This window comes from Calothrix sp. NIES-2098 (assembly GCF_963875125.1).
GTDB lineage: Bacteria > Cyanobacteriota > Cyanobacteriia > Cyanobacteriales > Nostocaceae > Aulosira.
Window position 1 is genome coordinate 1,963,539 of sequence record NZ_CAWNKJ010000001.1, and the last position, 15,155, is coordinate 1,978,693.

Annotated in this window: 6 protein-coding genes; 2 read left to right on the forward strand and 4 right to left on the reverse strand. The window is 40.2% G+C overall.

Annotated features, from left to right (window positions below; genetic code table 11):
- The first annotated feature begins 6 nt into the window (after nucleotides 1-6).
- Nucleotides 7-2,586, forward strand: coding sequence for a CHAT domain-containing protein (locus tag AACU33_RS08220; RefSeq protein WP_096588043.1), 2,580 nt, complete (start codon nucleotides 7-9; stop codon nucleotides 2,584-2,586).
- Here AACU33_RS08220 and AACU33_RS08225 read toward each other — a convergent pair.
- The 4 genes from AACU33_RS08225 to AACU33_RS08240 all read right to left on the reverse strand — a co-directional run bounded on the left by AACU33_RS08225 (nucleotide 2,581) and on the right by AACU33_RS08240 (nucleotide 13,288).
- Nucleotides 2,581-8,388 carry a trifunctional serine/threonine-protein kinase/ATP-binding protein/sensor histidine kinase gene (locus AACU33_RS08225; RefSeq protein ID WP_096588044.1) on the reverse strand — a complete coding sequence of 1,936 codons (5,808 nt, stop codon included), beginning with the start codon at nucleotides 8,386-8,388 and terminating at the stop codon, nucleotides 2,581-2,583. The genes AACU33_RS08220 and AACU33_RS08225 overlap by 6 nt on opposite strands.
- Before the next feature lie 227 nt (nucleotides 8,389-8,615).
- Nucleotides 8,616-9,353, reverse strand: a complete 738-nt coding sequence (locus tag AACU33_RS08230; RefSeq protein WP_096588045.1) for a DUF928 domain-containing protein — start codon at nucleotides 9,351-9,353, stop codon at nucleotides 8,616-8,618.
- A 46-nt stretch (nucleotides 9,354-9,399) separates the two neighbouring features.
- Nucleotides 9,400-11,751 (reverse strand): CHASE2 domain-containing protein, encoded by a 2,352-nt coding sequence (locus tag AACU33_RS08235; RefSeq protein WP_096588046.1) that lies wholly within the window; start codon nucleotides 11,749-11,751, stop codon nucleotides 9,400-9,402.
- A 73-nt stretch (nucleotides 11,752-11,824) separates the two neighbouring features.
- Nucleotides 11,825-13,288 (reverse strand): AAA-like domain-containing protein, encoded by a 1,464-nt coding sequence (locus tag AACU33_RS08240; protein ID WP_096588047.1) that lies wholly within the window; start codon nucleotides 13,286-13,288, stop codon nucleotides 11,825-11,827.
- A 336-nt stretch (nucleotides 13,289-13,624) separates the two neighbouring features.
- Here AACU33_RS08240 and AACU33_RS08245 point away from each other — a divergent pair, with 336 nt between their 5' ends.
- Nucleotides 13,625-15,148 carry a calcium-binding protein gene (locus AACU33_RS08245; protein WP_339375851.1) on the forward strand — a complete coding sequence of 508 codons (1,524 nt, stop codon included), beginning with the start codon at nucleotides 13,625-13,627 and terminating at the stop codon, nucleotides 15,146-15,148.
- The last annotated feature ends 7 nt before the right edge of the window (nucleotides 15,149-15,155 follow it).

Sequence of the window (15,155 nt, forward strand, 5' to 3'; positions counted from 1 at the left end):
AAGAACATGAAAAGAAAACGATCGTGTTTCCGTAGAGTCCGCCGTTTGCACGCAGAAGCGCGTCGTTATGTAATCGTAATATTTTTAGCTACGCTCTTAACCATAAGCATATTACCGCCCAGCTTCGCCTTCAGGACTGCGGAAAACTCTGCCCAAGAGTTATTGCAACAGGGTAGAAACTTATATGAAGCAGAACAGTTTGAGCGAGCATCTTTAGCCTTTGAACAAGCTTTAATTAATTTTAAAGCTCAAGGGGATAAACTCAGGCAAGCCATGACTTTGAGCAATCTTTGCTTGACTTACCAGCAATTAGGAAAGTGGACAAAAGCCAGTCAAGCAATTACTGAAAGCCTAAACTTATTACAGACTGGAGAAAATTCCCAAACGCAAATCTTAGCTCAAGCTTTAGATATTCAAGGTCGGCTACAGTTAGCTCAAGGAAAAGCTGAATCAGCTTTCAATACCTGGCAACAGGCCGCTACAATTTATGCAAAAATAGGCGATCGCACTGGGTCAATCCGCAGTCAAATTAACGCTGCTCAAGCTTTGCAAAGTTTAGGAAATTACCGTAAAGCCCAGAAGACATTAACTGAAATTAATCAAACTCTGCAAAACCAACCAGACTCAACTCTCAAAGCTACAGGCTTGCGTAGTCTGGGTAATGTACTGCGAGTCGTTGGGGATTTAGAACAATCGCGAAAGATTTTACAGCAGAGTTTAGAAGTAACAACGCGAATGCAATTGCAATCTCCTCAAGCTATCAGTGAAACTTGGCTGAGTTTAGGTAACACCGCCACCGCCCAGCAGGATATCCCCGCAGCGATAAATTATTATAAACAAGCTGCTAGCTCTACTTCGCCTACTAAACGCATCCAAGCCGATCTAAATCAACTTCGCCTATTATTAGATGACAATCAATTAAATGCTGCTCAAGCATTGGTGACTAAAATCCAAGCTCAAATTCCTAATTTACCCGCCAGTCGCAAGGCGGTTTACGCTCGGATTAACTTTGCTCAGAGTTTAATGAAACTCAAAACAGGGCAAGAAGTCAAGGAGATAGCCCAACTTTTAGCAACAGCAGTTCAACAAGCAAGAGATTTACAAGACCAACGCTCAATTGCTTATGCTTTAGGAAATCTCGCAGCATTATACGAACAGACGCAACAATTTGATAACGCCCAAGAACTCACCCAGCAAGCCTTAGCGATTTCCCAAGCCATCAATGTGCCTGATATTACCTATCGTTGGCAATGGCAGTTAGGACGCTTGCTCAAAGCTAAGGGAGATATTCAAGGCGCAATTGCCGCTTACACTGAATCAGTTAAAATCTTGCAATCTCTCCGCAACGATTTAGTTGCAATTAATCCAGAGGTGCAGTTTTCTTTTCGAGATGAAGTAGAACCAATCTATCGCCAGTTGGTCAATTTATTGTTGCGATCGCCTGGCGACTCCCAACCGAGTCAAGATAACTTAGTTCAAGCCCGTACTCTGATTGAATCCCTACAACTAGCGGAACTTGACAACTTCTTTCGCGTAGCTTGCTTAGAGGGAAGACCAATACAAATTGACGCTGTTATCGATCGCCAAGATCCAACTGCGGCAGTTATCTATCCCATTATTTTGGATGACAAACTAGAAGTTATTCTCAAATTACCGCAACAACCGCTGCGCCATTACAAAACCAACATCGCTGCGAGTGAAGTAGAAAAAATTCTAGAGCAATTGCGCCAACAACTGATCAAACCTTATACACTGCAAGAAACTCAGGCATTATCTAGGCAAATATATAATTGGTTACTGCAACCTGCAGAAGAATACTTAGCTAAATCTCAAATCAAAACTTTGGTATTTGTTTTGGATGGTTCCTTGCGAAATATTCCTATGGCTGCGCTTTACGACGGTCAAAAGTATCTGATCGAGAAATATGCGATCGCTTTAACTCCAGGGTTACAGTTATTATCTCCCAAAGCTTTATCACAACAACAAATCAAAGCTTTGACTGCTGGAATTACCGAAGCACGTCAGGGCTTTTCTGCCCTCAGCAATGTGGCGCAAGAGTTAAATCAAATTCAGTCTGAAGTGCCTACTAAAGTTCTGCTCAATCAAAAATTTACCAGCCAAACTTTCCAGCAAGAAATCAATTCTGTTCCGTTCCCTGTAGTACATTTGGCAACTCACGGTCAGTTTAGTTCCAACGCTGACGAGACATTTATTCTCACTTGGGATGGTCGAATTAACGTCAATCAACTCGATACTTTACTGCGGATTCGAGAGTCACAAAGACCGAATGCCATTGAATTACTCGTTCTTAGCGCTTGTCAAACTGCTGCGGGAGATAAACGCGCTGCTTTGGGGCTGGCGGGGATAGCTGTACGGGCGGGCGCACGCAGTACCCTTGCTTCCTTATGGAATGTGGACGATCAATCTACAGCAGAATTGATGAGTCAGTTCTACCGAGAATTAACTTCTACAAAGTTGACTAAAGCCGAAGCACTCCGCCAAGGCCAACTTGCTTTGTTAAAAAACCCGAAATACCAACATCCATTATTTTGGGCAGCTTATGTGTTAGTGGGGAATTGGCTATAAGGCAATTTCACCCAAATTCTGAGACAGAATTGGTAAGCTAATAACAAATTCAGTTCCCTTACCAATTGTCGAATTTACAGAGAGCGAACCGTGATGTTTTTCCACTATAATTTGCTTGGCGATCGCTAGTCCTAAACCTGTGCCTTTACCTACAGCTTTCGTAGTAAATAAATGGTCGAATATTTTTTGTTTGACTTCTTCACTCATACCAATACCATTATCAGCAATATAAACTTGAACTTGGTTATCTTTAACCACAGTGGTAATTCTAATTTGGTTAGTTTTGGCTTGAATATCCTCAACAATGCTGCGATTATTTGATTCTTCTAATGCGTCAATGGCATTTGCTATAATATTCATAAATACTTGATTTAATTGCCCAGGAAAACATTCTATTTGTGGTAATTTACCGTATTCTAAGATAACTTCAATATCTGGACGTTGCTCGTTAGCTTTGAGCCGATGTTTGAGAATTAAAATTGTACTATCAATGCCTTCATGAATGTTGAAGGGGACTTTATAATCTCGATCGGCACGGGAGAAAGTGCGGAGACTAGTACTGATATTTTTGAGGCGATCGCACGCTATTCTCATAGCATCAATCATTTTCTGTAAGTCTTCTAAGCTGTAATCTAAGTCAATGGCTTCGGCGTGTTCAAGAATTTCTTCACTCTGATTAGGGAAAATTTCTTGATATAGTTTTAGGTGTTCGACAATATCAGCCAAAGTTGGTTTTGCTTGTTGGAGAGTAACAGCAATAAAGCCCAAAGGATTATTCATTTCATGGGCAATTCCAGCCACTAAGTTACCTAGTGCTGACATTTTTTCACTTTGAATAATTTGTAATTGAGCTTGTTGTAAATCTTGTAATGCTTGTTCTAATTCTTGGGATTTTTGCTTAACAACAGCTTCGGCTTGTTTGCGTTCGCTGATATCTAATAACAAGCCATCCCAAATAATTGTACCATCAGCTTGTTTTATCGGACGAGATACAGCTTGAATCCATTTTAATTTACCAGAAGGCGTAATAATCCTTCCTTGATATTGCCAAGGCTGTAAGGTTTGTGCGGAACTGGCTACAGACTCATAAAAATCCTTTATTTCCTCTGGGTGCATCAAAGAAATTAAGTTATTGGCATCTGCGATCGCATCTTCTGGTAAAACTTCATAAATTCCATAGCATCCAGAACTGACGTAACTAAATGAAGCAATACCGTCTACAGAAAGTTGGAATTGATAAATCATCCCCGGTACATTTTCTGCTAGTCGTAAAAAACGATCTTCACTTGCTTGCAAATTAGTGTAAAGTTGGGCATTTTCTAGAGATATTGCAGCTTGAGTACAAAGTAAATTAATAACTTGTAACCGTTTGTCAGTAAATACCCCGCTTGCCAATTTATTTTCTAGATAAATAATCCCTGTTAAATGCCCTTGATTAATAATCGGATTACATAATACACTTTGGGGTTGATGTGACAACATATATTTCCCGATTAAACCAGGAATATCTGTTTGGCAATTATCTATAACTACTGTTTTTAGAGTATTTTTGACGTAATTAATAATTTTGTGGGGAATATCTGGACAAGTTTCTAAAGTTTGTGGTTCCAGAATGGTTTTTATTTGTTGATTTTCAATCAAGGTAATGGCTCGAACTTGCCAATTATTGTCTTCAGGAAGCAATAGTACAGCTTTTTTCGCGCCAGAGTTTTCGACAATAATTTCGGTGAGACTGGCGAGCAGAGTGTCTAAATTTAAAGAGCTAGAAATAGCTTGAGCAGCTTTGAGGGCAGAGGTTAAATCAAGGACATCTGAAATACTGGTGCTGTCACTGGTAGAAGTAAGAGTTGATTGAAAAGTAGAAGGACGAGATATTGTGGCGATAGTTTCTAAAGGATTGAGGTTAATTTTTCGCTGTTGCAGAATCAGTTGAAGTAATTGGGGATAGCGTTTTTCTAAGTCATCGGTTTTAGCTTTTGCTCCCCAACGAGCGTAGCAGTAGTATGCTTCTTGCATATATGTTTGGGCAATTTTTTCTTTACCCCATTCCAGGTAAAATTTAGCTGCTAGTTCGTTTGCTAAAGCTTCTTCTTGAAGATATTCGTTGGTTTTAGCTCCCGCAATGGCGCGATCGTACATTTCTATAGCTTCGATTTTCTGTCCTAAAACGCGATACTTTTCAGCTTCTACCAAGTCATACTTATGTTGAAAGTTCATCGGTGCATAAAGCGCCCTTTTGTGCAGTATTTCTTGATTGACAGTCACAATTTCTAAATCCTCGGATGTGGATAAAATTGCCAAGGATTCGTAGAAATAAAGTAAAGGAATAGTCACAGTACCAGCGCCACCTCCCAAGTATTGCTTGAGCTGTTGGGCTACGCTTAGGGTTTGGGAATAGTCGCCAAACAAAAAACATAAGTACAATTTGTTAATTAATAAATGCCACAACGCTGTTTGATCGCCTGCTTGGTGTAGTGTTTCCAGCAATGTGGTTTCCTCCATCGCTTCTCCAGTTAAGATAACTGGATTGCTTACCTGTCCGAGCAAATTTAAAACTGCTTGATGACAACCTTTAGTAAAGTTCGCAGCCGACTGCATACCAATCTGCTGTAAAGCCTGACTATACCAACCGATCTCCGGAATTAGAACCTGCAAAGACCGACCAGTTAAATATGCCTGTAAGCTATAAACAAAACCTGCAAAGCCAGCAAAAGGTATGTCACCAGCTTCTAGACAACGAGTGTAAGCTTGTTGGATTGGGGCAAGGGTTGTATTGAGATGACAAGTCCATGAAGTAATGAAATGATGGACTAGCACCAGTGTTCGCCCGTAAAATTCTCGATCGTTCAGTTTTTCACACAGTTGTAGTGCGAGTTGCCCGAATTCATATCCTGTTTGGAAGTCTTCTAAGATGGCACACAGTAATAGTCCATAATTTGCATAGCCAATAATGGAAGTGTTGGCATTACCGTACTGAAGCGATAATTCCACAATTTTTAAAGAGACAAAGGGGAATAGTTCCGGCTTGCAAGCATAGGACGAGGCAGAAACTTTGACCAAAATCTGCATCGCCGCCAAGATGACTGGATCTGTCATTGTGGGTAGATTGATTAACTCCCGTGGCGATCGCCCATTTAGTAACAGTGCGATCGCTTCAAATCTTGCGGGAATTTCTGCCACTACTGGTTCTTTAGGTAGATAAATACCCAACTGATTTAAAACATCTAATGCTGTTTCGATGGCTAAAAGAAATTGACCTTGATTTGTGTAAGCTTCTAGCCTAATTTGGGCAACTTGAACTGTATCTACAATATTTTTAGCTTGTTGTAAAACCTCAGCGGCATATTGCTCCATACCATCAATATCGCCTGTAAAATAGGAAGCACCGACAACAAGATTATGTAAATTGAGTGTCAACAAATAGTAATCTTGCCATGTAGAAGGCGGTAATAATTGCAGACCGTTATTGGCATAATTTAAAGCGCTGTTGTAAGCGGTTGCGGCAAGTGCTTTATTACCTGCGAGGAGGTTATATTCTGCCAGCACAACTTTTTCGGCAATATCAGCGATGAGATTTTGCCCTAAATTGAGTTGACTAACTATAGCAAATAAATGTTCTTCTTTTTGGCGATCGCTACTTTCTTTGAGCAACAGTCTACCAATTTTTAAATGTGTAGCTTGCCTTTGTTGTTCGGGAATTAAAGAATAAGCCGCTTGTTGTACTCTGTCGTGTAAAAATTTATATTTTGCTAATTCTTTAGCATTATTATTTTCCCATTGCGCTAATTTATTATTAGCCTGCCCCTGATAAAATTTATAAACATCATCAGTAGGTAAAATCAAACCTTCTTGCAAGGCTTTCCATAAATCAGCAGCAGTTTCCACCTCTGACTGTTCGGAAACAATCGCCAAAATTGCTAAATCAAAAGAATTGCCAATACAAGCAGCTAACTTTAATACATTTTGAGTTGATGGTGGCAATTTCTGCAATTGAATTGCCATAAAAGCCACAACATCATCTGTAATTGCTTGCTGAGTCACTTGGGTTATGTCACATTCCCAACAACCTACTTCCCTGTTAAATCGAATTAATCCATCGTGATATAAGGCTTTAATAAATTGAGTTGCAAAAAACGGATTACCTTGAGTTTTTTGAAATATCAATCGCGAAAGATTTCCTGCTAAATCTTCTGTACATTTAAGTGTATCGGCAACGAAACGATCGACTTGTACTTGGTTTAGTGGTGCTAAAGTAATTGTATTAATATTTGCTTGGGATTTTTCAATTTCACTCAAAGTTAACATCAAAGGATGGGCAGGATTTATTTCGTTATCTCGGTAAGCACCAATTAAGAAAATATATCCTGTATCAGCCATTAATAGCTGGATTAACTTGAGGGATGCTGCATCAGCCCATTGTAAATCATCTAAAAATATTACTAAGGGATGTTCTGCACTGGTAAAAACTTTAGTAAAATTTTGGAATAATAAATTAAATCTATTTTCTGCCGATGTTCCCGATAGTTCTATAACTGATGGCTGCTTGCCAATAATTCGTTCTAATTCAGGAATAACATCTATAATTACTTGTCCATTCTCTCCTACAGCCGCTAAAATATTTTCTTTCCATGCCTGAATTTGAGACTCGCTTTCTGTTAACAATTGCCCGATTAAATCTCGGTAGGCTTGCACAAATGCCGAAAAGGGAATATTACGATTAAATTGGTCATATTTACCTTTAATGAAATAACCGTGTTGCTTAACAATCGGTTTATGAACTTCGTTGATAACTGCGGTTTTACCAATTCCCGAAAACCCAGCTACCAGCATCATTTCCGTTGTTCCCGTACTAACGCGCTCAAATGCTTGTAGCAGGGTTTCTATTTCGGCTTCTCGTCCATATAGTTTATCGGGGATAATGAAGCGATCGCATACATCCCGTTGAGCAATTTGAAAGTTGTTGATCTCGCCCGTTTCTTTGAGTTGATATAAACAAGTTTCTAAATCAAATTTTAGCCCCAATATACTTTGATAGCGGTGTTCGGCATTTTTTGCCATTAATTTGGCAACGATTTTTGAAATTACAATCGGAATATTTTGGTTAATTTCATGTACGGGAATTGCTGTTTTGGCAATATGACAATGTACCAATTCCATCGGATCGTTTGCTTTAAAAGGTAACTCACCTGTAAGTAATTCGTAGAAAGTTACGCCTAAAGAATAAAAATCAGTGCGGTAGTCAATCCCGCGATTCATTCTCCCTGTTTGCTCTGGCGAAATATAAGCTAGTGTACCTTCTAAGATATTCGGATTAACCAGAGTTTGAGTTTCTCGTGGTAGTAGAGATGCAATACTAAAGTCAATTAGTTTCAGTTGTTTGGTTTCAGGATTAATTAAAATATTGCTTGGTTTAATATCTTTATGAATAATGCGTTCTTTATAGAGTATGTCTAAGGAATCACATAAAGCGATCGCTATTTGCAAAAATTCTTGTAGAGATTGTCGCTGAACCTTTACTACCCATTCTTTCAGAGAAATCCCCCCAAAGTCTTCCATTATCAACACATAGCCATTTTGGTATGGTTCCAGGCTATAAGTTTTGACAATTAGAGGTGAGTTAAGATTTTTGGCAATTGTATACTGATTGTGAAACTGTACCAGTTCGCTGAAACTAGGATAAGGATTTTTCAAGAGTTTAATTACGACTCCTAAGGAATCAATTTCTCGATACCCTCGATAAACCAGAGTTCTGGAACCATTGTAAAGTTCTTCAGTGATGTGATATCCGGGAAGGCTAACCATGCTAAATCCTGACAATCTCTGGATTTAGTATTCCCAAAGGCTTTGTTACATGAAACAAAAAAAAAGACACTCTTCCTCTCAACAGAGTGAGTAATTATACTCCCAAAAATAATTTTGAGTCGAAACATGGCTGTTTTCCATTGCTTGCAGACTCAAATCTCTACCAAACAAGTGTTTCAGTCGAACATTTTGTTGCAATGAAACGAGTTTCATCAAGACTAATTTCTTCAATGACAACAATCTACTATCGGTTCTGAAGCAATATCATTCAGTCCAGCAGATTGCAAAATGTTAGCCCAATCATTACCTTTCGGCTCAAGGCGACGCAGTTCAGCTGAAGCTGTTACTAAATCGTACCAAATACCATGATGAGCATAAAGAGTAACTCGCTGCTTTGGTGTCGCTTTTTCTAACTGATTTTTCAAAGCGGTATTGGGTTCGATTCTTGCGATCCAACCATCAACAAAAACAGGTGGTTGTTGTGGATTACAGTAAATATTAAAGTACCAATGATAGCGATCGCCAATTTTTAACGCAGCAGCTGTTGATGGTAGAGAGAGGCTGACAATACCTGGTGTTCCAGACAAGGAAACAGGACTTTGGTATACAGTTTGACCCACTTGATTCTGTAGTACGAACTCTGCGTTAGCAGTGGTTTGATAAGGAACGTAAAACCAGAAAGTTGGATGAGATATAGTTGTTAATCCAAAGACTAATTCTGCATTGGGAGACTGATAAACCGGAACTAAGGCTGTTAACAGCTTTTCTTGGGATTTAGCTATACTCTCGCAGCCGCGCTTTCCTCCGGCTGTGCGATTACCAGGTGCGTTAATATCAGGTGGCGGCGGCGGTGCGTTAAAAATCTCCGTTCCGGGAATCTGAGATTTTGCCATCTGTGTGGAGGAAAGCAATATGAAAGCAAACGCACAGACAAATTTAATAGTAATTCGTAATTTGTAATTCATAATTTTAAATTTATATTTAATATGTCACTTATTAATTATTACCTTTCTATATAGCTTTGCGATGGCGAATTAATATTACTACAGTAGTTCCTGTCATCACCAATGTTAGTAAGGCAGGAATTATTGGTATCCAAAGACCTTTCAGGAGCATAACAAAGCTGATTGCAGATATAAACATAATGGCAGTAATTCCTACTAATCCTAATAGCAATAAATTACGAATGCGCCATGCTAATATTCCTGCAAAAATAGACCAGTAAAATATCCATAAAACTTCTCCCCAACTAGGCCAAACCCACAAAAGAGTTCGCCCATCTAAAACAGCACTGAGAATTTGACTCACCATTTGAGCATGAATAATAACTCCAGGTATTTCTTGCTTTTGATCCTTAGTGTAAGGTGTGGGAAAATAATCGCCAGCACTTTGGTTAGTAATGCCGATGAGTACGATACGATTCTTCACTTTATGAGGAGCGATCGCACCTCTAAGCACATCTTTTAACGTAACTTGCTCTATGGCTTTTAAAGGAGAATTAAACGAACGGTAATTCAACAATATTTGATAGCCTTGGTCATCGAGTTGTTGATAAGCACTCATGTGCGAACGCAAGCGCTTAAATACAACTTTGCCAATTTGCAACTCGTTGTTTTTGGTGTAATTGGCAGAGATACCCTCTGCTTGTAAATAACGAAATGCCAATTGAGCGCTGAAAGCGTAAGGCGTAGTACAAGGGGATGATTCGCTTGGTTTCATTGCAATCAGATGGCGGCGCAGAATACCATCGCTGTCTTTGACAAAATCACTAAAACCTTGACGTACTGGAGGAATTTCTGGAGGAGGAGAAACACCTGGATCGTTAATTTGAGGTTCGCTAACTTTGCAAATAGCAATGAAGTTGTCATTACGCCGCATCCAAGCAGCTAGAGGTGCTTCCTTGGGATCTACGGGGAAATCGCGATAAATATCTAAACCAATGGTGCGTGGTTGGAATTTTTCGAGTTTCTGCATAAGTAAAGCGAGTGCGCGGTCTGATAGAGAGCCTTTTCTGTCTTGCTGTTCTGGTAGCTTGAAATCATCTTCCGCAATCGCAACTACTAAAAGGCGAGGATCTGGTTGTTCGCTAGGACGCAACCGCAGCATTTGGTCGAAAGCTTTTAATTCCAAAGCCTGTAATAGTCCTAGATGTCGCACGCCCATGACAAAAGCTGTTACAACCACAGCTAAAATAAGCACAGTTTGAAAACGGCGCTTGTTGGGTACAGGTGAGATCTCGACTGATTGTAAATCCGATAAAGCTTTATCAAGCCAATTTTGATTAAAAACAGCGGCATAAATACGGTTATAAACTTTTAAGAAACCCTGTTGCTTGACTACTAATCCTGATAGCCGCAATTCCATTTGTTCAGGACTGTTATTTGCTGTTATTTGACCTATTTGTAAAATTTGTTGATAAAGCTTGAGTAACTTCTTGATGCGCTGTTCGTTTCTCAAAACGCCATTTGCATCGACGCATCGACAAAAAAGGCGATCGCGAATCGTTCTCAGATGCTCCGGTTCATCTTGAGATTCCCAGTTTTCAATTACTTGAGAACGCACTAGTTTTTCAACATACTCTGCTTCGCTGGCTAGTGGAATGATAGGAGAAGATGCAATCGCTAACTGGCAAAGCTTCTGAGTCAAAAAAGGTTGACCGCCACTCCAAACTAATATTTCTCGTAAAACTATCTGAGGGTTAACAAATTTACCCGCTAATCCCTCAGCTAATGGTTGAGCTTCCGATAATTGAAAACCGTTGAGTTCAATTGCTCGACCAATATTAAAAGGCGTCCGGTGTTTATCTTGAATTAGATCGTAGGGAGTCGTTACGCCTAACAATGCAAAAGTCAGGCGTTGGTAAGCTAAATTATCGGCACGTTTGTTATAACAAGCCCGAATTAAAGCTAAAAAATCATCCTTGAAGTTTAATTTGAGAATGCTATCTATTTCGTCTACAAAAATTACAATATTTTCAGACACTTCTACCAACAGCACAGACTCGATAAACTCACTCAAGCATTCTAGCGGTGAAAGTCCAGTGCGATCGCTCCACCAATTTAATACTTTGAATTTAGGGATAAAGCTACGCGCCAGCCTCCGCATTACTCCCAAATACCACTCAGATGGAGTAATATCTTGACTCCCAATCGCCGTAATATCAATTACACCACAGGCAATACCTTCAGCTTGCAATTTATGCATTGTTTGCACTCGCAGACTAGACTTACCCATCTGTCGCGAATTAAAAACATAACAAAATTCCCCAGCCTTGAGCGCCTCATAAAAATCGCGATCGGCTTGGCGCTGCACATAACTGGGAGCATCAATTTGTAGACTCCCTCCGACTTGATATTTGTACATTCAATTGTCATTGGTCATTTGTCATTTGTTATTTCTCCCCACACCTCCCACACTCCCCACACTCCCATCTTCCCTAAGAACTCAGACGATTTTGAAAATATTGGCGGTACAAATCGCAGCGTGGCATTACTTTGTTTTCATTACAATATATTACTAAGCCCATGCTGTGTAATTTAAACGCTGATTCCGAATCTATTTCTATCGGTACTAAACTGTTCGCAACTTGGCTAAAAGCTGCTGCTAAATTGGGATGATGTTCGAGGCTACACAAATGTCCTCGCAGATGATCGCTGTAAATTCCGGCTTCGGTTGGGGCTGTTTGCAATAATTGTTCGAGTGTGATGTCTTGGTGTTGGACGTGATAAAGAGCTAGCCTAACTAAATAAGGATGTCCTCCTACCATGTTCATCAGTTGTTTAACTTGAGTATCCGTCCAATTTAGCCCCTGATGACGCTCAACTAAAATTTCGACTTGTTCGGAACTAAACTCTTGTAATTCAACGCTCAAGCCGACATTAAACGGAGATTGATTGATATTTAGCGGAATATAAACTTCTTTGGAATGTACCAAAACTAGGCGAAGTTTTTTCCAGAGTTCGCTACTGCGATCGCCATATTTGGCATACTCATACCAAGCGCGTAACAGGCTAAAAAAGTCTTCGGCAAGGTCGCGATAAGGAAAAATGCGATCGACTCCATCTAAACTCACTACTAATGGAGTATCAATTTCTTCTAACAAACACTCTTCAAAATAAGCGGTAGTTTTATCCTTACTACCATAAATACTCCAATAATCATCTAATTGCTGAAGCCGCTTTAGCTTCCTACCAACACTTTCACAAAACCAGCGTAAAAATGTATCTAAGCTAGTGAAAACTGCTTTATCTGCTGAATGGAAGCTTAAGGATACTGTTTGACAATCATGCTTTCTGGCTTCATCAAGAATTCTTGCCATCAGCGAAGTTTTGCCCATCTGTCCGGGTGCTTTGATGCGAATTAAGGAACCTGGCTGCAAAATTTCTTGATAACAGCGCTCTTCAATTGGAGGGCGTTCAACATAAAAGTTAGAAGCCAGAGGAACTTGTCCTACAGGAAATTCTGGTTCTGCATTTAGTTGGGTGAGTTCATTTGTGTTAACAGTTAGTAATACTTCTTCATTTGCTTGAGAAGCTGAGTTATTGGCTGTCATTTTCTCCATTTTTAATGGTGAAGTTGACATTAGCTTGTGAGAGTGAAAAATTGCTTCTAACTGCTTTGGCGAAGCCGCAGTACGCGAAAGCCGCTGACGCTCTAATGCTGCCTGAAAATTCTTTTTACTAACCTTTTCTCCAATTGCTTCTGACAACATCTGCCATAGCTTAGGGCCAACATCATGCTGTAGGTATTCAGTAGTGTAGCCATGAGTTTGGGCAATCTCATCATACTTCTTTCCTTGCCAAGAACAGCGAAGTATTGCCACTTCAATATCTTTCAGATGTCTTTTTGTCTGGGCAACAACTGCTGCATCTAATATTTTGAATGCTGTTTCAAAGTCCATTGCTCAGGTCTGAATTACAACTATTTATAAATTGAGCTACAGTCTGAATTTTTTACTTTCCAGATTTTTTACCAAACAATATTCAAATGGCTGAAATCTACACCTTGCCTAGTTTGGTAAAGATGACTCTCCTTAAATTTTCTTACTTAACCTTACTTAATATCTTTTGTCGTTCAAGTTTGTAGCTCAAACTCCTTAAATTATCCACATTTACCTTTGTGAGTGTAAAAGGCAACTTGGTAATAACAGCGATCGCAATGATTTGACCAAAGTCAAATTTAGCTTGATTGAAAATAATACACAAACTCATAAGCAAATCAAAGGAAACACAAAATTATGGCAATTATTAGTGGAACCCCAACCCCTGCTGACGACAAAATCGTAGCTGATGGGGCGAACGATACAATCGATGCTTTGGCAGGTAACGATACGGTTAATGGTGGCGCGGGAAACGACATTTTAATAGGCAATTTCGGCAACGATTCCCTATTAGGGGGACTTGGTAACGATTCCCTTGATGGTGGATTCAACAGAGACACCCTTGATGGTGGTGCAGGTAACGACACTCTTAACGGTGGCGATGACAACGATACCCTTTCGGGTGGAACTGGCAATAATCTCGTGAACGGTGGCGCAGGTAACGATATTCTCATCGCTCAAAATGGAAACTCTCCAGGTGCAGGTGATGTTGGCGATACCTTGATTGGCGGTGCAGGTCATGACGAGCTGCGTGTTGAGGGAGCCTCAAATTATTTCTTGACTAATAATCAGCTCTTTGTCGGGAATTTAGCTCACAAGTTTTCTGAGATTGAGGATGTCAGACTCACTGGTACTTCAGGTAATGACACGATTAATGCCTCTCAAGCTTTGTTGTCGGGGCGAACCTTTCTCTTTGGCGGTGATGGCAATGACACTATCACAGGTAGTAGTGGTCTCGATCAGATCAACGGCGGTAGTGGTAATGACAGCATAGTAGGAGGAGCAGGATTTAACTTCCTACGTGGTAATGATGGCAATGACACCCTCATTGGTGGAAATGATGGCAATAATTTCAATGGTGGAGCAGGGAATGACTTTATCCAAGGTGGAACAGGAAACGATAGTTTTTCTGATAGTAACTCTGATGGGGCGGGGAATGACCAATACATCGGAGGAGCAGGCGATGATTTCTTGTTTATTCAAGGTGATACTAACTTTGAGCTGGTCTCATTTACCAATGACCCAAACACCAGCACACTCAGAGGAGGTAAATCTATAGGGGGCATACCAGATGGAACAGTCACGGGCATTGATACCCTCCAAGGTATAGAAAGCGTCACAATTCAAGGAGGCGATAGCTTCAATATCATTGATGCATCTAGAGCCAACCAAAACGTGACTCTGATTGCTGGCGGTGGTGGCGGCTCTATGAAAGGTGGTCGTGGCAATGATAGCCTATCAGGTTCATTTTCTGGCAATGACTCTCTCACAGGCGGTGCGGGTAACGATACCCTCAATGGAAATGGCGGCTTTAATACCGGAGAGGTAGATATTTTAATAGGAGGAAACGCCTCCGTAGGAGTTCAATCTGCTGATACCTTCTTAATATTGGATGGCTATCGGCAAGCTGGTCATGCTGTTATCAGCGACTTTTCCATACAAGATGGGGACAAAATCCGTCTGCGTTTTCCTTTCCAAGGATCTGCTAGCGATTTCACCTTCGTTGAGCAAAACTTTCCTAATACGAGTACGGGTACAAATTCCTCAGCTATCAAAGATACAGTTATCTTCTTTGGCTCGCCTGCTTCTAATGACATTATTGCTGTGGTTGAGGATGTCAGTCTTACAGCAACAAGTCCTGGTATTGAAATTTTTGGTTAACTTTGAC

Bases quoted from the DNA above. Each gene is read 5' to 3' on its own strand.
- AACU33_RS08225 (WP_096588044.1), bottom strand. From the start codon at position 8,388: ATGGTTAGCCTTCCCGGATATCACATCACTGAAGAACTTTACAATGGT.
- AACU33_RS08235 (WP_096588046.1), bottom strand. From the start codon at position 11,751: ATGTACAAATATCAAGTCGGAGGGAGTCTACAAATTGATGCTCCCAGT.
- AACU33_RS08220 (WP_096588043.1), top strand. From the start codon at position 7: ATGAAAAGAAAACGATCGTGTTTCCGTAGAGTCCGCCGTTTGCACGCA.
- AACU33_RS08245 (WP_339375851.1), top strand. From the start codon at position 13,625: ATGGCAATTATTAGTGGAACCCCAACCCCTGCTGACGACAAAATCGTA.
- AACU33_RS08230 (WP_096588045.1), bottom strand. From the start codon at position 9,353: ATGAATTACAAATTACGAATTACTATTAAATTTGTCTGTGCGTTTGCT.
- AACU33_RS08240 (WP_096588047.1), bottom strand. From the start codon at position 13,288: ATGGACTTTGAAACAGCATTCAAAATATTAGATGCAGCAGTTGTTGCC.